This window comes from Flavisolibacter ginsengiterrae DSM 18136 (assembly GCF_059568575.1).
In genome coordinates this window covers 106448-131341 of sequence record NZ_JCANTR010000004.1, presented here as the reverse complement: position 1 = coordinate 131341, position 24894 = coordinate 106448, and the positions used below count along the sequence as shown (strand labels likewise).

19 protein-coding genes and 1 tRNA gene are annotated in these 24894 nt (G+C 40.6%); 8 read left to right on the top strand and 12 right to left on the bottom strand.

What is annotated here, in order from left to right; all coding sequences use genetic code 11:
• Position 1 precedes the first annotated feature (1 nt).
• Positions 2 to 199, bottom strand: a complete 198-nt coding sequence (locus BP74_RS06105; protein WP_496372107.1) for a hypothetical protein — start codon at positions 197 to 199, stop codon at positions 2 to 4.
• A 149-nt stretch (positions 200 to 348) separates the two neighbouring features.
• Positions 349 to 1755, bottom strand: coding sequence for a class II fumarate hydratase (gene fumC, locus BP74_RS06100; RefSeq protein ID WP_496372105.1), 1407 nt, complete (start codon positions 1753 to 1755; stop codon positions 349 to 351).
• A 75-nt stretch (positions 1756 to 1830) separates the two neighbouring features.
• On the opposite strand from fumC, the gene BP74_RS06095 reads away from it, so the two are divergent.
• The gene (locus BP74_RS06095) at positions 1831 to 2487 is read left to right on the top strand and encodes a C40 family peptidase (protein WP_496372103.1); all 657 of its coding nucleotides are present in this window, start codon (positions 1831 to 1833) and stop codon (positions 2485 to 2487) included.
• Here the strand turns inward: BP74_RS06095 and BP74_RS06090 are convergent, their stop codons facing one another.
• Both BP74_RS06090 and BP74_RS06085 read right to left on the bottom strand, forming a co-directional pair.
• Positions 2488 to 3261 carry an enoyl-CoA hydratase/isomerase family protein gene (locus BP74_RS06090; protein ID WP_496372101.1) on the bottom strand — a complete coding sequence of 258 codons (774 nt, stop codon included), beginning with the start codon at positions 3259 to 3261 and terminating at the stop codon, positions 2488 to 2490.
• A gap of 9 nt (positions 3262 to 3270) precedes the next feature.
• The gene (locus BP74_RS06085) at positions 3271 to 3690 is read right to left on the bottom strand and encodes a cobalamin B12-binding domain-containing protein (protein ID WP_496372100.1); all 420 of its coding nucleotides are present in this window, start codon (positions 3688 to 3690) and stop codon (positions 3271 to 3273) included.
• 48 nt (positions 3691 to 3738) lie between these two features.
• On the opposite strand from BP74_RS06085, the gene BP74_RS06080 reads away from it, so the two are divergent.
• Positions 3739 to 4725: an aldo/keto reductase gene (locus tag BP74_RS06080; RefSeq protein WP_496372099.1), complete on the top strand. Its 987-nt coding sequence runs from the start codon at positions 3739 to 3741 to the stop codon at positions 4723 to 4725.
• On the opposite strand, the gene BP74_RS06075 is transcribed toward BP74_RS06080, so the two are convergent.
• The gene (locus tag BP74_RS06075) at positions 4722 to 6254 is read right to left on the bottom strand and encodes a glycosyltransferase family 39 protein (RefSeq protein ID WP_496372098.1); all 1533 of its coding nucleotides are present in this window, start codon (positions 6252 to 6254) and stop codon (positions 4722 to 4724) included. The two genes, BP74_RS06080 and BP74_RS06075, sit on opposite strands and share 4 nt — an antisense overlap.
• A 20-nt stretch (positions 6255 to 6274) precedes the next feature.
• Positions 6275 to 7801 (bottom strand): glutamate--tRNA ligase, encoded by a 1527-nt coding sequence (gene gltX / locus BP74_RS06070; RefSeq protein ID WP_496372097.1) that lies wholly within the window; start codon positions 7799 to 7801, stop codon positions 6275 to 6277.
• A 121-nt stretch (positions 7802 to 7922) separates the two neighbouring features.
• Here gltX and BP74_RS06065 point away from each other — a divergent pair, with 121 nt between their 5' ends.
• Positions 7923 to 8564: a polysaccharide deacetylase family protein gene (locus tag BP74_RS06065; protein WP_496372096.1), complete on the top strand. Its 642-nt coding sequence runs from the start codon at positions 7923 to 7925 to the stop codon at positions 8562 to 8564.
• Between the two features lie 130 nt (positions 8565 to 8694).
• On the opposite strand, the gene BP74_RS06060 is transcribed toward BP74_RS06065, so the two are convergent.
• Positions 8695 to 9627 carry a hypothetical protein gene (locus BP74_RS06060; protein ID WP_496372094.1) on the bottom strand — a complete coding sequence of 311 codons (933 nt, stop codon included), beginning with the start codon at positions 9625 to 9627 and terminating at the stop codon, positions 8695 to 8697.
• A 112-nt stretch (positions 9628 to 9739) separates the two neighbouring features.
• On the opposite strand from BP74_RS06060, the gene BP74_RS06055 reads away from it, so the two are divergent.
• Entirely contained in the window at positions 9740 to 10498 is a 759-nt protein-coding gene (locus tag BP74_RS06055) for a TatD family hydrolase (RefSeq protein ID WP_496372092.1), read from the top strand.
• Between the two features lie 38 nt (positions 10499 to 10536).
• Positions 10537 to 10624, top strand: a tRNA-Ser gene (locus BP74_RS06050).
• A 472-nt stretch (positions 10625 to 11096) separates the two neighbouring features.
• On the opposite strand, the gene BP74_RS06045 is transcribed toward BP74_RS06050, so the two are convergent.
• Complete coding sequence (locus BP74_RS06045) at positions 11097 to 11468, bottom strand: LytR/AlgR family response regulator transcription factor (RefSeq protein WP_496372090.1); 372 nt, start codon at positions 11466 to 11468, stop codon at positions 11097 to 11099.
• Positions 11469 to 11773: 305 nt separating this feature from the next.
• On the opposite strand from BP74_RS06045, the gene BP74_RS06040 reads away from it, so the two are divergent.
• Both BP74_RS06040 and BP74_RS06035 read left to right on the top strand, forming a co-directional pair.
• Complete coding sequence (locus BP74_RS06040) at positions 11774 to 14782, top strand: SusC/RagA family TonB-linked outer membrane protein (protein ID WP_496372088.1); 3009 nt, start codon at positions 11774 to 11776, stop codon at positions 14780 to 14782.
• Between the two features lie 35 nt (positions 14783 to 14817).
• Positions 14818 to 16245, top strand: coding sequence for a RagB/SusD family nutrient uptake outer membrane protein (locus BP74_RS06035; RefSeq protein ID WP_496372086.1), 1428 nt, complete (start codon positions 14818 to 14820; stop codon positions 16243 to 16245).
• A 347-nt stretch (positions 16246 to 16592) separates the two neighbouring features.
• On the opposite strand, the gene BP74_RS06030 is transcribed toward BP74_RS06035, so the two are convergent.
• The 4 genes from BP74_RS06030 to BP74_RS06015 form a co-directional block, all read right to left on the bottom strand.
• A complete protein-coding gene (locus BP74_RS06030) occupies positions 16593 to 17465 on the bottom strand; it encodes a helix-turn-helix domain-containing protein (RefSeq protein ID WP_496372084.1) in 873 nt (290 codons plus the stop codon).
• A 328-nt stretch (positions 17466 to 17793) separates the two neighbouring features.
• A complete protein-coding gene (locus BP74_RS06025) occupies positions 17794 to 18126 on the bottom strand; it encodes a DUF983 domain-containing protein (protein WP_496372082.1) in 333 nt (110 codons plus the stop codon).
• Between the two features lie 128 nt (positions 18127 to 18254).
• Entirely contained in the window at positions 18255 to 19532 is a 1278-nt protein-coding gene (locus BP74_RS06020) for a UDP-N-acetylmuramoyl-tripeptide--D-alanyl-D-alanine ligase (protein WP_496372080.1), read from the bottom strand.
• Positions 19533 to 19617: 85 nt separating this feature from the next.
• Positions 19618 to 21204, bottom strand: coding sequence for an SUMF1/EgtB/PvdO family nonheme iron enzyme (locus BP74_RS06015; RefSeq protein WP_496372078.1), 1587 nt, complete (start codon positions 21202 to 21204; stop codon positions 19618 to 19620).
• A gap of 214 nt (positions 21205 to 21418) precedes the next feature.
• On the opposite strand from BP74_RS06015, the gene porU reads away from it, so the two are divergent.
• Positions 21419 to 24838 carry a type IX secretion system sortase PorU gene (gene porU / locus BP74_RS06010; RefSeq protein ID WP_496372076.1) on the top strand — a complete coding sequence of 1140 codons (3420 nt, stop codon included), beginning with the start codon at positions 21419 to 21421 and terminating at the stop codon, positions 24836 to 24838.
• The last annotated feature ends 56 nt before the right edge of the window (positions 24839 to 24894 follow it).

Genomic DNA, 24894 nt, shown 5'->3' with positions numbered 1-24894 from the left:
TTTACTCGTAATTGTTAAACCAGTTGAGATCCCAGTTTAACGGGTTGTCAGTTATTTCCTTAATGGTTTCCGGGATTAAAACGGGTTGTTTAATAACTACAAGAATTGGTTTTGTAGTCTTTTCATCAATAAGTTCTTCTTTAGCCAGTTTTAATGGGTATCCACTAAAATAAAGTAATTCGTTGGCTGAGTGTTTCATACTGGTTGGATTTAGGATAATGGATTTAGGTTACTAAGTCGGTGTTAAAATATAACTTCTGTTTTTTAATTGCAATAGGGTAAACACGCTAATTAAATAGCAAAAGGCCATCTTTTAGAATGGCCTTTTGCTATTTAATTTATATGTGATTAATCTTTAGGTAGTTCGCCAACCATTTTAGCAGGTATTACCCACTCGTCAAACTGCTCAGGTGTAACATATCCCAGTTTAACAGCCATTTCTTTTAAAGTTGTTCCTTCCTTGTGGGCTTTTTGCGCAATTTCAGCTGCTTTGTAATAACCAATCTTTGTATTCAATGAAGTAACCAGCATCAATGAATTGTCGACGTGCTTTTTGATATTGGCCTCAATAGGCTCAATACCTATAGCACATTTATCATTAAAGCTCACGCATCCTTCTCCAATGAGGCGGGCACTATGAAGGAAATTGTAGATCATCATCGGCTTGAAAACATTTAATTCAAAATGCCCCATTGATCCCCCGATATTGATACTGACATCATTTCCCATTACCTGTGCCGAAATCATGGTCATTGCTTCACATTGTGTAGGATTTACTTTTCCCGGCATAATGGAAGAACCAGGTTCATTATCCGGTATGAAGATCTCACCAATTCCACTACGTGGACCGGAAGAAAGCATGCGTATGTCATTTGCAATTTTCATAAGGCTCACGGCAACTGTCTTTAAAGCACCATGAGATTCAACGATGGAATCATGGGCTGCCAGTGATTCAAATTTATTTTTTGCTGTGATGAAAGGGATGCCGGTCAATTGTGCAATATGTTTTGCCACGTTATCAGAATAACCCGGAGGCGTATTGATACCTGTTCCCACTGCTGTTCCACCCAACGCCAACTCTGATAAATGCTCCAGTGTATTTTTTATGGCTTTAATGCCATGGTCTAACTGGGATACATACCCACTGAATTCCTGCCCCAGGGTAAGAGGTGTGGCATCCATAAAATGGGTGCGGCCTATTTTCACTACATTCATGAAATCCCTGCTTTTCTGGGCAAGTGTGTTTCTTAGTTTTTCCAGGCCTGGAATAGTTGTTTCAACCAACATCTTGTATGCTGCAATGTGCATGGCTGTTGGGAAAGTATCATTGGAAGATTGAGATTTATTTACATCATCATTAGGGTGTAATACCTTGTCTTTATCTGAAAGCTGTCCTCCATTCAGCACATGAGCCCGGTAAGCTATCACCTCGTTCACATTCATATTGCTTTGGGTGCCACTACCTGTTTGCCACACGACAAGTGGAAAAGCCTCATCTAGTTTTCCTTCCAATATCTCATCGCACACTTTCGAAATAAGGTCAAGCTTCTCTTTTGGTAATACGCCAGCCTCGAAATTGGTTAAAGCAGCCGCTTTTTTCAGGTAGGCAAAGGCGCGGATGATCTCTTTAGGCATTTTGTTGATGTCCTGCGCGATCTTAAAGTTTTCAATGCTGCGCTGGGTTTGTGCGCCATATAAGGCATTTACGGGTACATGCACCTCGCCCATTGTGTCTTTTTCAATACGATAGTCCATAAGCTTAAATTTTGCGGGGCAAAGATACACCGCCTTAAAAAGCGAGGTTGGTTTTGTTTTTGATTGATATACTATGTGAGATCGATTGTAATGATATTAATTGTATCAGCAGGGTTCATTGCCTGCAAATGGGAACCTAAGACCAGCGATGAAGGACTGGTGGAAACAATTTCCACAGATTCAATGCAGGCAAAAAGGGACAGTGCCGCAAGATTGCCCGATAGCTTGCTGAAGGATAACCTTACTGTAGATAGTTTCAGGAAGGACCAGACTAAAAACAATGATACTGTTGCCCTCATCCCCTCAAAAAATATTGACACTAAGAATGTAGACCCCAATGCGGTTGTAAATTTTGCACAAACCCTCATCGGCATTCCTTATTTATATGGCTCTACCAATCCTAACAAAGGGTTTGACTGTTCTGGTTTCATCACTTATGTATTCAATCATTTTGGTATTGCCGTACCACGTTCTTCTATAGACTTTACAGGAGTGGGAAAAGAGATACTGGTTGCAAATGCTAAAAGAGGAGATATAATTTTATTTACCGGAACTGATCCAACTGAAAGATTCGTTGGACATATGGGTATTGTTATTTCTAATGCCGACAGTTTACGCTTTATACACTCAAGTTCTGGGAAGGCCAATGGAGTAACCATTACCCCATTAAATAAGTATTACCTCGGCCGGTTTATGAAAACCATCCGTGTGTTCCCTCAAAATGACAAGTAATTATTTTCCTTTGAAGTTGGCTTTGCGTTTCTCCAAAAATGCGGAAGTACCTTCCTTCATATCCTCTGTATCGAAGCATTGCCCAAAAGATTCTAATTCCACTTCATAGCCATTTACCTGCCCATAGACTGCATTTGCTGCAGTAATGCACCTGCTGATAGCCAGTGGGGCTTTAGAAGTTATCACAGTGAGTATTTCTATAGCTTTTGCCAATAGTTGGTCCTGCGATACAACATGGTTGACCAGACCAAATTGTAAAGCGGTGGGGGCATCGATCATTCCCGCCGTCATCAGCAATTCTAATGCTCTTCCTTTCCCTATCAACTGAACCAGGCGTTGTGTGCCACCGTACCCGGGAATTAACCCAAGGTTCACCTCGGGTTGACCAAATTTTGCATTTTCACTTGCGATCCTCATATGGCATGCCATAGCCAGTTCGCAACCTCCGCCTAAAGCAAACCCATTGACCGCAGCAATAACTGGCTTTGTGCAGCCTTCTATCCTGGAAAAGATCTCCTGGCCTCTTCTTGCCAGGTCCATGCCCTGGCTTCCATGCAAGCCTAAAAACTCACTGATATCCGCTCCTGCGACAAATGCCTTTTGTCCTGCACCTGTAATAATTATACCCCTTATATCTGCATTCTGCTCCACTTCTTTAAGCATTACATCCAGGTCTGTGAACACATCCTTATTTAATGCATTTAGTTTATCAGGGCGGTTAATAGTTACCGTGAATATTCCATTCTCCAGAGCGGTCAGTAAGGTTGTATACATAATGGCTTTTTAAAATGAACGATGCTGTTGAACCCAGTTATCAATATAGGAAGCGATTTCACTGGTTGGAGTGCCAGGCGCAAATAAATTGCCTACACCCTGTTGCTGGAGTTGTTTCATGTCCTCTTCAGGAATGATGCCTCCCCCGGTAAGTAAAACATCATCCATACCTTTTTCTTTCATCAGGTGTGCCACTTTTGGGAACACAGTCATATGTGCTCCGGACAAAATGCTAATGCCTATGGCGTCTACATCTTCCTGCAGCGCAGCATTGACCACCATTTCCGGTGTTTGCCGGAGACCTGTATAGATCACTTCCATTCCTGCATCCCTTAATGCTGTGGCAATTACTTTGGCGCCCCTGTCATGACCATCAAGGCCCACTTTGGCAACCAAAACCCTAATTGGCCTGTTGATTTTTTTATCCATAACCTGAATTCAAAAATAACTTACTTTACTAAACTTCAACAAGAGAACATGCAATACAGAAAGTTTGGAGCAACAGATTTGCAGGTTAGTGAAGTAGGATTCGGATCCTGGGCCATTGGTGGAGACGCCACTATCGGGAATACTGCTATTGGTTGGGGGCCGGCTGATGATACAATTTCAAAGAAAGCTATCAAGGCAGCATTGGATGCCGGCATTAATTTTTTTGATACCGCTGATATTTACGGATTGGGACATTCGGAGGAATTGTTGGGAGCTTCTCTTACTGGTAGTGAGGTAATTATTGCGACCAAGGTGGGTAATGTTTCAAGAAACAACCAATTTACTGTTGATTATACAAAAGAACATATTCTATCAGCCTGTGAAAGAAGCCTCAGAAGATTGAATAGAGAGGTAATTGATTATTACCAACTGCATACTGCAAGGGTGAAACATTTAGAGGATGGTGAATGTATTGAAGCCATGCAATTGCTACAGCAGGAAGGGAAGATCCGCTACTGGGGTATTTCCCTCAATACTTTCGATCCTTTTCCTGAGGCTGATTTTTTTTTGGATAATAATTTAGGAAGTGGCTTTCAGTTAGTGTTGAATTTGATCAATCAGCGGGGCTTGCCTTTGATGAAAAAAGCTGCAGCGAAAGGATATGGTATTATTGCTCGCATGCCTTTGCAGTTTGGATTGCTGACAGGGAAGTTTACTGCAGATAGTCATTTCGACATTACTGACCACCGCCATAACCGGCTTACCCCAGAAATTATTGATAGCAGTAATGAAGCCTTGCAAAAAATCTGGAAACTATGCCAGAAATACCAGGTATCAAAGACGCAACTGGCTATGAGTTATATCATAAGCTACAACGAGGTATCTACTGTAATTCCGGGTATCCGAACACCTGAACAAGTCCGGTCGAATACATCGGGACTTGTAAAACTCTCAGCAGATGATACCCTGATGATAGAAAAGGAAGGACAGGGGATGATGGCTACATTATTATCACAAATTGAAAAGCAAGGCTAATTCCTCTGGAATTGCTTTTTCATTTCTTCAAGCCCTATATTGGCTAAATTGAAAGCTTGTGAATCTGCCTGCTCAAATAAAATGATCTTATCTCCATATTGCCTGGATAAAGGATTAGTAATTGAATCCATGACTCTTACGGTTTTGAAATGTTGAAAGACTTCATCATCCTTATATGGCATATGGCTTCCAACAAATAGAAGGTTTTGAAAATTAAGGGTTTTAGGAATCCATAGTAAAAAAGTACCATTGTCACTGATCACGTTTTCTCTAAAACCAACAGGGCCATAAAATTTTAAAGCTCCAGCCTGTCCATAATTTCGACAGTAGATCACAGTTGAAGCTCTTACATCATCCGGTAATTGCTGGTAAGCATTATTGGCTTTTGTGGCTAATTCTTTCCACCCAATCATATCTGCATAATCCTGTTGCAATGGATGATTTTCCTGGTCTTCCCATTTTAGCAAGCCTAAAGCTTCAATGTTATATCTTTTATTGAACCGGGACATATCAACAGGAGAATATACAGGCAGCAGCAAAGGAATGACTGGTAAGCCAAGTATAAGTACTAAGGCAGTTATAGCATACCTGAACCAGTATTTATTGAAACTAAATCTTTCAATAGCCACACTCCCTGCAGCAATAAGCATGGGGTAGGCCCCTAAGGTATAATAACCCTTACCGCTACCAAACATTAATAATCCAATAAAGATGATATAGATGAAAGCCAGGATGGAATAGGTCTTATGTCTGAACAGCCATATCAATCCCCATATCCAAACAGGCAAATAGGGCAACAGCATTAAAAGCTGGTCCTTTATGAAGTCAGCTTTGTTAATATACTTTAATTGGGTGTCGCGTAGTTCATTCATGTGATGTACTAAAGGCCAGTTGTGATTCCATTGCCAGGTTATATTTGGCATGATAAGGATAACACCCATTAAAAATGCTAACCAGAAATGTTTATATAAATAAAGTTTTCTGTAACTACTTACCAGGACTGCCAGCATAAAAGCAATGGCGAGGAAAAGAATAGAGTATTTGCCCCACCATCCAAGAGCCATTGCAAAGGCCAGGAAGTAAAGGTATCTATCCTGTCTGCTATTACAGTACCGAACGAGGAAATACATACTGAGGCACCATGCAAATATCTCCAGGCAATTAGGTTGATACAATATGTGTATGCGCAGGTAAGCTGTAAGTAATAGGGAGAGTGCTGCCAGGACCTGGGCAAATCTTTTGCCGCCCAATTCTTTTGTAATGGCTGCAGTAAGCAACAGCGTTAGCGCACCTAATAATGCTGGCCAGAATTTAACAGCAAAAACGGATCCTCCTGCCAGGGATGAAATCCATGAAAGCAGGCCAATGAGTGGTGGGTTTTCCAGATATCCCAGGGCAAGGTGATGCCCTTGCTCGAAATACAAATACTCATCACGTTGTAATTCGTAGGCAGAGTTTATTAATAAAAAGGGCAGTACTAATTTTAGTACTGCCAATAATATAATTAGCGGATCTGTTTTTTTCACCATAGCAGTTTTTAAAACTACTATTATTTGTCAAAAAGATCAACTGCGTAATGAATTCTTGAAACAGTTTCTTCCTTACCTAATATGTCTGCTATTTCAAAAACCGGTGGGCCGAATTTACCACCAACAAGCATTAACCGGAAGGGTAATTGCAATTCACCTGCTTTAATGGAAGCCTGTTCTGCTAATTGCTTGAAAAGGGTTTCAATAGAAGCTGCATTCCAGTCGCTGATGCTTGTTAATGACTTTGCAAAAGATTTAAAGAAACCAGACTTGTCATTATTCCATTTTGCTTTTATTGGAGTAGCATCAATTTCTGCAGGACTTTTGAAGAAGAAATAAGATTGCGGATAAAAGTCTGCCAGCACTGAGCAGCGCTCCTTTACCAGGTTTAAAATTCTTTCAAAATAGTCCTCATCGATATTACTCAGGCCTTTGTTTTCAAAATCTTTTTTTACTTCATTGATGTAATTTGAAGCAGGGAGTTTTTTAATCCATTCATGATTGAACCACTTCGCTTTTTCAAAATCAAATTTAGCTCCTCCCTTGTGCACTTTTTCAATAGTGAACTTTTCTGCAAGTTGTTCTAAGGTAAATATTTCCTGTTCTGTGCCATCATTCCAACCCAATACTGCAAGCATATTGATGAATGCCTCGGGAAGAAAACCTCTTTCCCTGAATCCTTCAGTCACTTCGCCAGTTTTTGGGTCTTGCCAATTCATGGCAAATACAGGAAAACCATATTTGGCGCCATCCCTTTTGCTCAGTTTACCACTGGGTCCCAGGATAAGAGGTAAGTGAGCCCATTGAGGCATAGCTTCTTCACCGAATAAATAGCGCCAGAGTAAAACATGCACAGGAGCGCTGGGAAGCCATTCTTCGCCCCTGAAAGCATGTGTGATTTGCATCAGGTAATCGTCCACCACCACAGCAAGGTGATAGGTAGGCATGCCATCACCTTTTAATAATACTTTGTCATCTACAATTGAGGTATCAAAACTTACTTCACCTCTTATCATATCCGTAAAACTTACTGTCTCATTAGTCGGTATTTTGATGCGTATTACGTGGGGTGTATTGGATTGTAATAATGAATCTGTTTCTTCTTTTGACAGTGAAAGAGAGTTCCGCATTTGCATGCGCACACTATGGTCATATTGTGGGTTTGTATTGGCATCGGTACGTAAGCGGTTCCGCATTTCATCAAGTTCCTGTGCAGTATCGAAAGCATAATAGGCCAGGCCTTTATTCACCAGCTCTTCACCATATTTCCTGTATAATTCTTTTCTTTCACTTTGACGGTAAGGCCCAAAAGAACCACCATGCATAGCGCTTTCATCAGGTTCCAGGCCACACCATTTCAGCGTTTCAAAAATATATTCCTCGGCACCAGCCACGTACCTGCTTTGATCAGTGTCTTCAATACGTAAAATGAATTCGCCGCCATAGTGCCGGGCAAATAAATAATTATACAACACCGTGCGTACACCTCCCAGGTGCAGACCACCTGTCGGACTTGGTGCAAAGCGTACTCTTACTTTATTATTCATAATTACAAAAGTACGACCTGTTGATTCAATTGAATTACGCCAATGCATGCATGCAACAAACCTTGTCAATTAATTTGTTTTTCAAGCAATAACATCAGCATCGCTTTCTAACTTCGTGTACATGCACCGGTATTTCATAAAGACTCCATGGTTGGCAAGGGTTTTATTTCCATCCTTTGTTTGGAGAGTGCGAACGAAACAGAAAGAAGTGTATCTCAGTTTTGATGATGGTCCACATGAGTACGTAACACCCTGGGTCCTGGGTCTGTTGAAACAATATAATGCCAAAGCGACATTCTTTTGTATTGGTAAGAATGTAAGTGCAAATCCTGGTATCTATGATCAGATTTTAAAAGAAGGGCATGCAGTAGGAAATCATACTTACAGTCATTTAAATGGATGGAAAGTTTCTATTGCTGAATATGTAGAGGATATTGAAAAAGCATCTACAGTTATCAATAGCAATTTATTCAGACCACCTTATGGTAAAATAAAACTTTCGCAATCAAAACGTATTTCATCAGCATTAAAAAAAGAAAAAGCAAGAATAGTAATGTGGGATGTATTAAGTGCTGATTTTGATCAATCCATAAGCCCTGAAGAATGCCTTCAGAATGTTTTACAAAATTATACTTCGGGTTCGGTCATTGTTTTTCATGACAGTGAAAAAGCCTTTTCTCATTTAAAATATGCTTTACCGTTAGTGTTAGAGCAACTATATGAACAGGGATATATATGCAGAAAGATTGAATATGTAAGATAAAAGGCCCTAAATAATTAGGGCCTGGGTAGAAACCCTGGCCCGTTTTTAATCCGTACCCTATGAAAACTGGTTTAAAGGTAAAAACTTTTTCGGAATATAAAATTCTATTTAAGCTTTGTCAGTAAATAATTTAATGGGGAAGCTTGATAGCATGGGAAGTGCCATTTATGGTCAAAGTTCCAAGAAAGTCGCAGGTGCCATCTCCATAATTCAAGGTTCCTGCCCACTGGGATGTATTTTGTAAGGTTTCCCTCCATACTTTCAAAATCCCTTTAGAAATCCACCTGCAGGAAAAGCGCTTGATTAATGGATCAACGATCTCCGAATGCCAGGCATTCAATACATCTCCCCGCTTTAGCTTTCCATGAGCTGAACCGGTAATAGAAAAAATGTCGTCAAGGGGAATATCCGGTGTGCCATTACCTTCTATTTGGGTAATTACCCGGTGACTCGTCCAGGTAGAGTAGGATCCTGATGGGGATGTGATTTTACCATCAGTTACATCTATGGTAAACTGCCTCCGGTTGGATCCGGCTGTTGTAGAATTTGTAATGGTATGGCTGCCTTCTACGGTAAGGCTATCAAACCTGAAGTCTTCAAATACCGTAGTGGCTGATTTACCGGGGTTGGTTAAGCGACCGGTATAGGTACTGATTATTTTACCGGACCTGTTATGGCCATCTTTTCCAGGGCATCCTCCACCAAAATCAATTTCTATTTGCAAGGGGAATAACTCAGGAGCATTTAAACGTACTATGGATATTTTATAGCAGGTCAATGAATCTACTCCCGACTCACGACCTCCGGTAAGCAATTGATTTGTTCTTCCAAAAACCCCCAGTCCTGCCATACCTACTTCATTGTTCACTCCAATAACATTGTCAAATACATCATTGAAAATCACTTCGTTATTGGTCTCTGACTCGGCAGAGAATGTAGCAATTTCTTCTTCCTGTTCTGAAGTAAGACCTGAACTGCTTGTTTCTTTTTTGCATCCGGAAATGGTAAAAACAGCCAGGCAAGCGAAAAGAATCAATTGGGTAAGGAAAGGAGTAGTTTTCATGACTTAGTTTTGATTGCGACCTTTTGACGGTTCTAAGAAAGGAAGTTTTGCTTTAAGTTTAAAGGCTTCTTAATCTTTTTTTAACCAGTTTTGCCTTGTAATTCTTCTTACGATGTATTTGATTGATACTCATGCGCATATTTACTTGCCTGAATTTGATAATGACAGGGGAGATTGTATAAAAAGAGCATTAGAGGCGGGGGTATCCTCCATTATCATGCCTGCAATTGATAGCAGCACGCACAATGCTATGTTACACACTGAGTCAGGTAATCCTTCCTGTTTAGCGATGATGGGTTTACATCCCTGTTCTGTAAACGAATCATTTGAAAGAGAACTTGAAGTTGTTTGTGAATACCTGGAGCAACGGAAATTTTGCGCAATAGGGGAAATAGGACTTGACTTTTATTGGGATAAAACCTTTACGGATCAGCAATTTAAATGTTTTCATGCCCAAATTGAACTGGCTTTGCAGTATGACCTTCCTATTGCCATCCATTCAAGGAATGCCACAGATGAATGCATAGATGTCATTAAACAATATCCAACCCTTAAAGGTGTATTCCATTGTTTTTCTGGTACTTATGAACAAGCTATGTCACTGATGGTTACTAATTTTATGTTGGGTATCGGGGGTGTTGCCACTTTTAAGAATGCAGGTCTTGACAAGATATTGGAAAAAACAGGTATAGAAAAAGTCATTCTCGAAACTGATGCACCTTATTTAGCTCCTGTGCCTTATCGGGGAAAACGCAATGAGCCTGCCTATACCAGGCTTGTCGCTGAGAAATTAGCCACTATCACCGGACTTAGTTTGAACCAGGTTGCAGAAATAACTACAGAAAATGCCAGGAAGCTGTTCAAACTATAGCTCTAAAGCCTAAATTTGCACCCTCTTTACCAGGAACAGGAGACTTGTCCGAGTGGTTGAAGGAGCACGCCTGGAAAGTGTGTATACCTCTAAAGGGTATCGAGGGTTCGAATCCCTCAGTCTCCGCAAATGCAGAAAGCCGCTTCTAAAGCGGCTTTCTGCATTAATTCCTTTTTTTATACATTAACTCATTAATAATTAGTTCATTATTTAACCACTTCGGTATCAAATCAGAGGCCGAGGCATTATTTAGGTTACTATCCTTTTTCCTTCAACATTTAAAGGGCTTTACCGTTACTACTCTTCGACAATCAACATTACTGTTCTATTGTCCGACCTTCTACTTCCCCCGTATTTCCCCTATCTGAAGTATACCAACGCCCTATCTGAAGTATAGATGAAGTATAGATAGTGCGTGATCAACACGCAGTATCTATACTCCAGGTAGGAAGTTGGTAGGTAGTAGGTAGGCTTAAAGTAGGGTTCAGGTAGGTATTATCTTAACCGTATATAAAATTGGGTAGGTAGGCTCTTTAGTGACTTTGAGGAAAGCAATTCATCCATGCCTGGGCATTAAATTACCATTATCAGCAAAAAACTAATCTTCGTTAATCCATTTTTTGAAAAGTGGAGCTGTTTCCTGGCTAATAATAATGCTATGATTGCAGGTGGGTATCAAAAGGCTGACTTCCAGTTTTACTTTCTCAAAGCTTTTGAAACCTCTTATGTATTGAATATTAACCAGGTACTTACGGTTAGCCCTGAAAAACACTGATTCATCCAATTCTTCCTCAAGGGCAGAAAGATTCCTGTCGCATAGATATTTTTTCTCTTCTTTGTCTACTGCCACAATTATGGTATTGTCCCGGTATATAAATGCTATGTCTTCCACTTTTAGAGCAATGTTCTCATTGCCTTTCCGTACGACCAGGCGGGTTTTCTTTTTCTTCATAGTTGTTAGTGCTTCCATGATCCACGATTTGTTTCGTAAATTATATATTAAACCTTTAAAGCGTTTGTCAATGATTGCTAAAATGATGAACGGAAATTATTGTGGTTAAATGCGCCGGCAACAAGGTGCAGGTGGGTGGGGAAAATAACTTTAATCAATACCAACCTGTATTTTTACTATTTATCTTTTCTCAAATCATGAACTGCCAATTCAGAAGTTATTTTCAGGGGTTTACATTATAATATTCATGCTTCATTATTTCAATCAGCTATTACTGAAGCAGTATCATGCTTTTAATGGTCTTGCAGGTAAATGTAAAGCTGATGAGAAAATTATTTTTACTATGCTTTGGATTATTCCTGCTCAGTATGCAGGTATTAGCTCAGGCCAGGAATATAAACGGTAGAGTTACCGATGATAAGGGCAACGGCCTTCCCAATGCCTCTGTTATTGTAAAAGGTACCAATATTGGCACCAGTACTTCAGCAGATGGGTCATTCTCCTTGTCTGTGCCTTCCAATGCCACTGCGCTGATCATTTCCTATATCGGATTGGATGATAGGGAAGTGGCACTTACCAACGAAGTCAATTATAGTGTTGCTCTTGTTCCAGGAGTGAAAACTGGTTTGGATGAGGTAGTGGTCGTTGCCTATGGCACGCAGCAAAGAAGGAAGGTTACCGGTGCAGTGAGCAAGATATCCGGAAGCGAAGTGGAAAATATTCCCATGCCTTCTGTTGATCAAATGTTGCAGGGAAAGATAGCTGGTTTGCAATCCGTGTCACCAAGCGGGCAACCTGGAAGTTTCCAGGATATCAGGATACGGGGCATTGGTTCTATCAATGCTTCATCATCACCTTTATTTGTCATTGATGGAATTCCTGTAAATACAGGAGATTTTTCCAATGCTACCAATTCAAGCAATTTATTGGCAGGTTTGAATCCTAATGATATTGAAAGCATCAGTGTATTGAAAGATGCATCTTCTGCTTCCATTTATGGATCACGTGCGGCAAATGGTGTGATCCTTATCAACACTAAAAAAGGAGCAGCAGGTAAAACCAAAATAAGAGTAGATGGAGAGTTTGGATCAAACGATATTGCCTACTTCCCGGATCTTGCACAACCATTAAATAAGGAGGAATTTAAGCAATTAACCACTGAAGGAATCCTTCATGTGGGGGGGACACAAGCGGATGTAGATGATATATTGGGACAATTAGGATATAACTCTACAGCATATTATAATTGGCTTGACCTGGTTAAGAGAAGAGGACAGCAACAACAAATCAATCTTTCTGCTTCGGGAGGAGATGCCAAAACCCAATTCTTCCTATCGGGAGGATATTTTAAGCAGCTTAGCGAGATCATAGGATCCGGCTTTAAACGGTATAGCCTTAATACCAACCTGAAACACCAGGCTAGTAAACGTTTATCGATTGGTGCCAATTTAAACCTATCATCATTTAACCAGGAGGGTGAGTCAGAGAGTGCCAATTTCCGTAACCCGATCATTGCCGGCATGGCCTTACTTCCTACGTTGGAAGCTTATAATCCTGATGGAACACCCAATTATGATCCTACAATATTTAACCAGATCTATAACCCACTGGCCATTAGAAAATATGACCGGCTGCATAATCAAACATCCAAATTGTTAGGTTCTGTAAATGGAGAATTTAAGATCCTGGATAATTTAAAGATATCTTCACGGTACGGCATAGACTATAGTAACATTGAAGAGAATGCCTATTACAATCCTTTCTTTGGTGATTATTCTACCAATGATCCTGCCACCACAGGCTTATTCTTTAATAGTTACAACCGTTTATTTAATTGGGTTTGGACCAACCTGGCTGATTACAGTTTTCGTACTCTTCAAGATAAACTGGATGTTCATTTAACCGGGGGATACGAGTCGCAAAAATCTCAATTGCTGACTCAGAATGGTTCCGGAAATGGATTTCCACTGACCACATCTATTGTGTATCCTTCACCTGTTACACCATTGACACCCGTATTTGCGGGATCAGATTACTCTTTTGTATCCTGGTTGTCAAAGGCGGATGTAAGTTTTTTAAATAAGTACACACTATCAGGAAGTTTGCGTAGGGATGGCTCTTCCCGGTTTGGGGCGAATAATCGTTATGGTACATTCTGGAGTGTTGGAGGTGCCTGGAATATTGACCAGGAAGCTTTTATGGACGGCGTTGATATGATCTCATTATTAAAATTGCGCGCATCTTATGGTGTTAATGGAAATGCGGGCATCGGCAATTACAACTGGAGAGCAACCTATTCGTTTACCGGAACCTATAATAGCTTGCCCGCAAGCTTCCCTAATAATGTAGGTAATCCAAACCTTACATGGGAACAAAACAAGCCGCTGGATATAGGTGTTGAGATCGGGTTGTGGAAGAACAGGATCAATATTGAAGCTGATTATTATAAACGGAAAACTGACCAATTGCTGCTCAACGAGCCATTATCACCAACAAGCGGATTTACCTCATTTGATAATAATGTGGGCGCAATGGAAAATAAAGGTTACGAAGTGACTGTTAATGCTACACCCGTAAAAACAAAGGATTTTACCTGGTCAATATCTCTTAATGGAAGCTGGAACTCGAATAAAGTTACCCGCCTAAGGGAAGGCCAAACTGAGATACGCTCATTGCCATATATTATCCGCGTGGGTGAAGATGTACAATCCATATTTACGCGTTTATGGGCTGGAGCCGATCCGCAGACAGGAGACCCTTTATGGTACACCAATGAAAGTAAGAATGAAACCACTTCTGATTTCAGTAAGGCTAACCGAACCATTATAGGTTCCGCTTCACCTAAAGGCTTTGGCGGCTTTAGTACAACCCTGGCCTATAAATTCTTAAGCCTGGATGCACAACTCAATTACCAGTATGGAAATCTTCTGTATGACCAGTGGGGATTCCTATTCACAGGTGATGGTGCTTTTGCTTCCCTGAATCACAACCGCAAGCAACTGCAACGCTGGCAAAAACCTGGTGATATAACAGATGTGCCACGTTACGATTTCTTTAATTCAACAACATCTAACGCAGCATCCAGCAGGTATTTCTATAAAGGTGATTTTATACGCTTGAGGAACCTTACGTTGCGCTTTGATATGCCTTCATCTATAGCTGAAAAATTAATGCTTTCTCAATTCAGTTTTTACGTACGCGGAACGAACCTTTGGACCAAGACCTTTGATAAGAACATAACCATGGACCCTGAGCAAAGCATCAATGGCACCAATGACCTGCAGTTCTTTATACCTAAAACCTTTACAGTTGGAATTAATATTCAACTATAAGGGAATCTTCATTTTTAATAAAAAGCATTTTCTATATGACTACAAGAAATTATTTAAAGGCTGCAGGACTAAAACTATTCATAATTGTACTGGTGTTTAGTTCCTGCAAAAAGGATTTCCTTGATCTGAGGCCTTATGACAGCATAGGATCGGATGTTGCGATCTCAAATGTTTCCGATATGAAAGCGGCATTGAGCGGGGCCTATGCCAACCTGGGAAGTGTGAATCTTTATGGGAGAACAATTCCCTTATTTGCTGACCTGCTTGCAGATAATGTATATATTTCCACGGTTAATAGTAACCGCTACCTTGATTTTTTCCAGGTAAATTATACTGTAACCAATTCAAATGCGCAAGGTGTCTGGCAATCAGCCTACAGTACCATTCTCCGTGCCAATAATGTGATCAACAGCCCATTGAAAGGAACTGCAGAAATTGAGCAGGTGCGCGGGGAAGCACTATCTATCAGGGCACTCATGTATTTTGAATTAGCCAAACATTTTGCAAAGCCTTATACAGTGGACCCTAACGGACTGGGAGTGCCTATAATACTTGAATACAATCCAACCTTAAAGCCGCCAAGAAATAGCCTCAAGGAAGTGTATGCACAGATAGAACAGGATCTTACCAGGGCTATTGGTTTATTAACCATTCAAAAGTCTTCAGGGTTTTTTACAAAATATGCCGCTACAGCTTTGCTTGCAAGGATGTATGAATTCAAGGGCGATTGGCCAAAGGCTTTAACAACGGCACAGGATGTTATCAATAACAGCGGTTATTCTTTATTACAGTTGAATGAAGTAATGTCCTTCTGGCAAAACAACAAGGATCGAAATGATAAAAAGGAAGTCTTGTTCGAAGTTGTATTTGATGCCAACAATAATGCTGGTAATTCTTCCCTTCCTTATTTCTATGATCAAAATGGTTATGGTGATGCATTGGCAACTGAATCATTATATAATACGTATAGCAATACGGATGTTAGAAAAAAACTCATTGTTGTAGGCAGCCCAACCAGGGGTGCCAATGCAAAAGTGGTAAACAAATTTCCAAATGCAGGCTCGCCCGATAAAGATGAATTTAAGGTTATTAGAATGTCGGAAGTTTATTTGATTGCTGCTGAAGCTGCGTACCAGACAGGAAATGAACCTTTGGCACTTGAATATTTAAATGCAGTGGCAACAAGGAGAGATCCATCATTTGCTGGTTATACATCTTCAGGTGCCGCACTCTTATCTGATATTCTTTTGGAAAGGAGAAAAGAACTTGCCTTTGAAGGTCATCGCTATTGGGACCTGGCAAGGTATAACATGGATATAGTCAGGGTTAACCTTGTTGGTAATTATCCAGGCAATGTTCCTCTGGTTATTGCAGCCAATAGCTTCAGAAGAATTTTTCCCATACCACAGGCAGAACTGGATGCCAACCCAACGATAAGAGAACAGCAAAACCAGGGATATTAAAAGTTCAGTTTCTTAAATAATATTTAAAAAGTGCAAGATGCAGGGATCACTCCCTGCTTCTTTAATAAAGGATTTCCATTAATCACTCCCTTCTGATTCATAAGGAGTATTCATGTTCTGTACTTCATAGTTCATGCCTCATATAAGATGTCAATTGTATGCAGTATATAAACCCTAATTTGTTATAGAATTATTCTCATGTGCGAGAGACTGTTCCCAGTCTGTCAATAGATAAAAATTATTAAGTAGTCGCAGGCGGTTTCTACCGCCTGCCTGTTTTAATAGATAAGGGGATTACACTATCAACTGAATAATTGACAAGTCAAAATTTATAGGTGTATAATGACTTATTTGAACTGGGATGGGGGAGTGCCAAAAAACTTTTTAAAGCTTTTACTAAAAGTAAATACATCAGGAAAGCTACATAGGATGGCTACCTCTGAAACAGAATGATTTTTCTCTGTTAATAATTTACGAGCCAATTGCATTTTGTTCTCAGTGATATATTGGTAAGGCGTCTTTTTGTATACCTCCTTAAACCTGCGGAAGAAATGGTATTCCGACATATTACAGTGATCTGAGATTTCCTTGATCTCTGCTATCTCCAAAAAATTTGTATCCATATACTCTTTTGCCAGTTGCAGGCGATGCAGGACTTCTTTTCTGGTAGTTGCTTTCACAGAATTTATTTCGTTTAGTGCGAGGTAATTACCATATTCCTGGTAGATGATCCTTTCGGACAGATCCATGAACCATTCTTTGTTGATTTCCGGGGTTTTTTCCTTTTCTATCCTGGTAAGCAATTGCCGGAGTTTAGCACCAATGGTAGTATTGGTTATGGAGTGCAGACTTTCGAAAAACTCCGGGTATTTAAAATGCCCTGAAAGAAAATTATCAAAGTCTTCGTGCCTGGAGGTAAGTACAGTAAAGGTTTCTAAAACTGTATCCGGGCAAATGTCAATACAAATACTTTTTATCGGAAGTTTATTATAGGCATATACATTATCATATTTGCATGCAGTCAAATAGGTGCCGGCATTCACCGCATGTTCTTTCCTATCGATCTTATAGTAAATGCAATTATCAACTACATATTTCACGCTAAAACTTCTGAATGCATTGGTCGTGTACCATTCTTCAAGCTCGGAATAATAGATCATATCTATATCCATGGGCTTATTCAAAACCAGTTTATTTGATTCAGTTATTTTCTGGAACATTAGCGGTTGGTTTCCTTCTATAAGATAGAGCGAATTCCAACTAATGCTGCTTTTCCTATAATGGCATTTGACCACTTATCAAAATATATACTGGTTTACCCTTAAGAAGGTAAGCTCCAGACTTGCGCAAGTATTTAATTACTTTATGCAAGTAGAATTAATTGATGAGAAGGATCATATTATAAGGCAAAATTTTGTGATTTTTATTTTATTTGAATAGGGTGCAATCAAGTAGTTTTGCCGCATTAAGATATTTTTCTCATGTGCATGTTTTAATGCACATATCCAGGTCCTGTTTCTACAGGACCTGCTTTTTTTATAGCAAGATCTACCAGTTATTCATTTGTTCTTTAATGATCCGCTCGGGATCTTCTGGTTTATGGTCTGGCCATTCAGGATCATAGTTCACAAAGCAGGAAAGCCATAAGCTACGGGCAAAACGCATGAGCCATGGCTGGAGAAATAACAAGGAGATGGAATTAAAACTGATCCAATATAAAAAACGTTTGTCCCTGAAAGAAAAACCAATGATCAATAACCAAAGAAGAAAGCTGATAATTGTAAGAAATAATGCAACCAGGTAACTTACATAACCTGTTCCATAATAGAAGCCTACTTCTATATCGGTTATTTGCCCGCAAACAGGACAGGTCTCATTCATTTCCATGTTTTTGTTAAACCGGAAGGTGAGGGGATATTTAAAAAGTTTCCCTTCACGGCATCTTGGACAACGGCAGGTGATGATAGTTATCAAATAGCTTCTATGAGGTTTTTCTGTCTCCATATTCATTACAAATAGTCCAGGACTTTTTCCATCTGCATACTCCTGGAGCCTTTAATCAACAGGTAAGCATTTTCATATTTTCCTCTCATCCATTCTCCCGCTTTCGCAGAAGAAGGAAACTGATGAAATGGATGATTTATTTGCTGGAAATCTCCGCCAACCAGAATGACATCCTTCCAGGGATATTTTTTGATTTCTTCTATAAGGCTTTCATGTTCTTCTACACTCGTTTTTCCCAACTCCGCCATAGCGCCAAGTGCCAGTATTTTGTCAGTGGATCCCATCCTTGCAAAATTTTCAATAGCAGCTTTCATACTGCTGGGATTTGCATTATAGGCATCTAATATAATCTTGTTGTTCCCTTTTTGCATTAACTGTGAACGACTGTTAGATGGCAAATAAGCTTCAATGGACTCTTTGATTTTTTGCGGAGATACCTTGAAATAAACACCTAAAGCTACTGCTGATAATACATTGGGTAGATTGTAACTTCCTACCAGGTGGGTTTGTATAATTCCTTCATAACCCTTGTTAAACTGGACACTTAAAAAAGGATCTGTTTGAAAAATATTTCCTGTAACTTCTGCACCATGTGTTCCATAGGTATAAATCCCCGGTATGCCTTTGCTCATCTCTTGCAGGTACTCATAGTCTGACATAATAAAGGCGGTTCCTTTGTGTTGCCTTAAATAATCAAATAGTTCGCCCTTGCCTTTCCGTACTCCTTCTTCGCCACCAAATCCTTCCAGGTGCGCCTTGCCTACATTGGTTATCAAACCATGGGTGGGCATTGCATAGGCACAATAGGAAGCAATCTCATTTTGGTGATTGGCACCCATTTCTATCACAGCCATTTGAGCATCCTGCCTGATCTTTAAAATTGTTAAGGGAACTCCGATATGGTTGTTTAGGTTGCCTTCAGTTGTATATGTTTTGTAGTAAGATGATAGTACAGCATGTACCAACTCTTTAGTGGTTGTCTTTCCGTTACTGCCAGTAATGGCTATAAAAGGGATATCAAATTGTAGTCTATGGTGGTGAGCAAGATCCTGTAAGGTTTTCAATACATCATCTACTAAAATTGTCCGTTCATCAATGGCATAGTTTGCATCGTCAATTAAAACATAGGCAGCACCTGCATCAAGAGCTTTGGTAGCAAATTCGTTGCCGTTAAAGCTCGGTCCCTTCAAAGCAAAGAACATGTCTCCTTTATTCAGTTTGCGGGTATCGGTTTGGATAGATGGATTTTGGAGGTATAGAGTATAAAGTTCTTCTATATTCATTTGGCAAATGTAATAGGTGAAAGTCTATTGAATAAAAAACCCCCTCCAGGTTGACTGGAAGGGGTGTCTATGATGTTTTTCAGGATTATCTTTTTTGCTTTTTCGTTTTCCAGAAGTTTCCGGTTTTCCTCTTGTTACCTTCCGGGCTACCCATACGGTCCATAGCGCAACGGAAACCAATAGTGCTGGAGGCCTGGTCTTCTTCTAAGTAGCGGCGTGTACCGGGAACCAGCCAGTAGGCACGGTCATTCCAGCTTCCACCTTTATATACCCTTGACTTATCAGAAATAAGGGTAGTGATGCCGTAGCCATAAGAGGCATTTGATAAGCTGTCACCGTCAAGGAAGTTGATCACATTACCACGCTGGTAGTTACGACGGTTCTTGCTTTCCTCGTCAGTTACATCCGTCATCTTAACGCGACCAGTGCTATCTCTTTCATACCTTTCATTCGGATCTGTTGCAGCTGCGTCCTTCACATACAATTTCTGGTATTTATTACCACGGTAAGGAGCTACATCATCCTGATTCCCTGCGACATCAAGACCTGTAAGAGGCCTATAAACGTCGGCCACCCACTCACTAACATTACCAGCCATATTGTAGATGCCGAAACCGTTTGGATAGAATGAGGTTACTTCAGAAGTGTAAACTGCGCGGTCATTCAAACCACCCGCAACACCCGCATTATCACCTGACCCTCTTTTGAAGTTGGCCAGGAACTGACCTTGCCAGCTGCCATGTTTTGTATCACGCAATCCACTGGAATTCATATTATGTGTCCATGGGTAAACCTGCTTGTTCGATTGCAATTCTTCCCCTCTTTTTCCTTCTTTGGTAGAAGGACGTGGGTTTTGATTGATCAATCCATATGCTGCATATTCCCACTCAGCTTCAAATGGCAAACGGTAATCTGGTAGTAATAGGCCATCTTCCATTGTAACATTTGTACGGGGAGTTCCCTGTGCTGTTTTTAAAGGATTCTTTTTGGAAGTTGCCCCTTTGCCTGGCTGAGCCTGGTAAAGTCCAAGTAGGTAAGATTTAGTTGTAAAGTTTTCCTGTCCTTGCTGTCCTTGTACACCTTGTGGAGAAACATATCCTTTTTGCATCAGGATACCTTCATTCACACGGTCACTTCTCCAAAGACAAAAATCGTGGGCTTGCTTCCAGCTAACTCCAACTACAGGGTAGTAGTTAAAGCCAGGATGACGGAAGTAATACTCCACCAAAGGCTCATTATAACTTAACTCGCTACGCCAAACCAAAGTGTCTGGCAAAGCAGCATCCATAATTTTCTGATTGTTGGGATCGTCCTCAGGATTGAAAACCCTGTTTAGCCAGAAGATATACTCGCGGTAGTGAACGTTAGCTACCTCGGTACGGTCAATGTAAAATGAAGGAACAGTGACACGGCGGGGGATATTATCCCAGTTGCCCATTACGTCTTCCTCAGTCTGACCCATTGTAAAGGTACCACCCTGAACAAAAACCAAACCTGGCCCTAAGCCTTGTTCCTGGGACTTGGCTACCTGGTAACCACCCTGGTTTTTGTCATTGTAGTTCCAACCTGTTACATCGGATTTGTCTTTTTTGTTCTTGCCAAATAGGCCGTTCTTACACGAGGTCAGCGCTGCGGCACAGGATAATAGGATTAAAAAATTTCTTACTTGCATGGTTGCGTTTTTTGTCTTTCTAAAGGAACACATGGATTTTTCATGTGTCTGCCTTGGTTTAACCATTGTTTGGAATAACTTTAACGCCGTCAGATTGGAATTATTGTTACCCCCAATAGTTTTATAAGACAGATGTGCGAATATAGATAGAATGATATTAAATGTCTAAGGGGTTTTACGTTTTTTACATGTTAATTCTACGATAGCCATCACCATGTTCCCTATCCAAAAGCTACTGATCCTGAGTGTTTTGACAGCTTCAATGCTGATGGCGGGCGCCCAAAGAACGTATAAATCCTCCTCTGTTTTGGCCTCCGGAAACTGGTATAAGATCAGCGTTGGCAGGGAAGGGATTTATAAAATCGACCCCACTTTCCTGTCAGCTTTAGGCCTCCAGGGAGCCATTCCGTCAGCTCAGATCAGGATTTATGGAAATGGGGGAGGAATGCTGCCGGAATCAAACGCCGCTCAGGCAATGGACGACCTGGAAGAAATAGCCGTTGTAGTAGAAGATGGCGGAGATGGTGTTTTTAATGGCCCGGACCAACTACTTTTCTATTCTCCCGGTCCCGACCATTGGGAACTGGATTCCAATACCCATTCATTTCATCATACAAAGAACCTTTATAATGATAAAGCCTATTATTTCATTACTATAGGGGGTGTTGGGAAAAGGATTAAACAGCAAACTATTCCGCCTGTTCCCCAGTCAACTATAACTTCTTTCGATGAACACTATTTTCATGAGCTTGATAGTGTAAATTTCCTTTCAAGTGGAAAAGAATGGTATGGAGAAGAAATGACCAGTGCGCCTGGGAAGTCCTTGTCCAGGAGCATAATAACAGCAATTCCTGGCATCATTCCCGGTCGGCAAGCCAGCATAACAACCAATTTGTCTGCCCGGTCTATAAATGTTGCCTCATCTTTTTCTGTAACAATTAATGGATTCCCTGTTCAGCAAATTGCCATTCCAGCTGTGGGTACGGGTATACTGGACCCATTTGCCCGGCAGGTGGAGAAGAAAGATAATTTTATTGCCACTCCTGATCCTATAGTAACACTTAGCTTTTCTCCCGGCAGTTTTAATGCCCAGGGCTGGCTAAACTGGTTTGAATTATTTTATAGACGCAACCTCGAGATGCCTGTTTCAAGGCAGTTGGTTTTCAGAGACCTTTTGAGTGCGGGAACGCCTGCGGTTCAATATATATTATCTAATGCCGATTCACATACCCAGGTTTGGGATATTTCGGATCAGGGGGAGCCTGCTAAAATGTTGGGTGTCATTTCCGGTAACCAGTTGCAGTTTTCCAATGATGCGCGGGAGCTAAAGGAATATATTGCGTTTTCAGACAATTATTTATTACCTGTAGCTAAAGGCAAAGTAGCTAATCAAAACCTGCATGACAATCCCTCTGTCGATTTCTTTATTATTACACCACCTGGATTCATAACGGAAGCAGAGCGCCTGGCCAATTTTCACCAGCAGCATGACCAATTGAAAACACTTGTAGTCACCACCGAGCAGGTTTATAATGAATTTTCAGGAGGGTCTCCAGATCCTTCAGCATTACGCAATTTCATCCGGATGTTTTATGACAGGTACAGAACTACCTGGAAAGAATCAGGTAAATACCTGTTACTGTTTGGAAAGGGTTCGTTTGATTACAAGGACCGGGTTCCAAATAATACAGCTTTAGTGCCGGTATATGAAAGTAATGCTTCCTTAGACCCTTTAAGTACCTATACATCTGATGACTTTTATGGCTTTTTAGAAGAAAATGAGGATATCAATTCCGGCCTGCTGATTAATACCCTCGATATTGGCATAGGCAGAATACCTGCAAAGAATATGGCAGAGGCAAAAAATTTTGTTGACAAGGTCATGGTTTACCATTCTGCTGCTTCACTTGGGTCCTGGCGCAATCATATAGATCTTGTAGCAGATGACGAGGATAATAACCTGCATTTGCAGGATGCTGAATCTTTGTCTGCAGTTATAACCTCGGAAGCCCCTGTTTTTAATGTACAAAAGATCTACCTCGACGCTTTCAGGCAGGAAAGCGGATCAGCAGGTGGACGGTATCCCGAAGCTAATATCCAGGTTGATAATTCCATTTATTCCGGAACTCTCATATGGAATTATAGCGGGCATGGAGGTTCTCAAAGACTGGCTGAAGAAGTGGTACTCGATCAGTCCATCGTCAACAAATGGGACAACGCCACCAAACTTCCATTATTCATAACCGCAACCTGTGACTTTGCGCCTTATGATAATCCCTTGGTGAATTCCCTGGGAGAAAATATTCTTGTCAGGCCTAAAACGGGTGGCATTGGATTAATGACCACTTCACGAGTAGTATTTGCCTATAGCAACAGGATCATTAACGCAAACTACCTCAAAGCGGCACTCACTCCTGATAGTAATGGACGTTATAAAACCTTGGGAGCGGCAGTTTTGGATGCCAAGAATTTCACCTATCTCAATTCTGGTGATATTATCAATAACAGAAAATTTGCCTTGCTGGGTGATCCGGCTATGACCCTGGGCTTCCCGGAATTCAAAGTGACTGCCAGGACCATTAATGGCAAGGATGTAACAGGAACTCCAGATACATTGAGTGCTACAGAACTGGTGGCAATAGAAGGCTTCATCAATGATCTGCATAATATTCCGGATAATGGTTTTAATGGTACAGCCTATCTTACTTTACTTGATAAACCTGAAACCATCAGCACACTGGGTAATGACCCCGGAAGTTTTCCTGTAGGTTTTACGCAACAGGCAAACATTCTTTTTAAGGGAAAGGCTTCAGTGGAGAATGGAAAGTTTCTATTTCGTTTCAGGTTGCCAAAAGATATCAATTACCAGTATGGAAAGGGTAAGATCAGTCTTTATGCAGAAAATGGAAGCAAAGGAGGGAGTGGGTATTCTTCTAATATTATTATCGGCGGTTTAGATACAGCAGCCAATAAAGATCACCAGGGCCCTGAGATCAAAGCCTTTCTCAATGATGAAAAATTTGTCAATGGAAGCATCACTAATGCAACGCCTGTTTTATTGGTGAAGCTTGTTGATTCTTCCGGTATCAATACAGTCAGCTCAGGTATTGGGCACGATCTGGTTGCAACACTGGATAATGATAATAATAAATACTATGTTCTGAATAATTTCTATGAAACAGACTTAGATAATTTCCAGAAGGGAACTGTTCGCTTCCAGATGCCACAACTTGATCCAGGGCATCATACTTTAAAGATAAAAGCCTGGGATGTGACGAATAATTCAAGCGAATACCTACTCGAATTTACCGTGATCGAATCTGGTGAATTACGATTGGAACACGTATTGAATTATCCTAATCCCTTTACTACCTCCACCAGTTTTTGGTTTGAACATAATCATCCATTCGAAGATCTTTACGCAAAAGTTGAGGTCTTTACGGTTAGCGGCAAGCTTATTAAAACGCTCATACAAACAATAAATTCAGCCGGAAACCGTTCCAATGACATTCTATGGGATGGCCGGGATGAGTATGGTAATAAATTAGGCAGAGGTGTCTATGTTTATCGCGTGAAGATCAGAACATCATATGGAAAAACGGCCGAAAAATGGGAACGCCTCGTCATTCTTTAGCCATATAAATCAACCAAACATTTTCCTTTTATAACCAAAACTGTATATTTTCACGC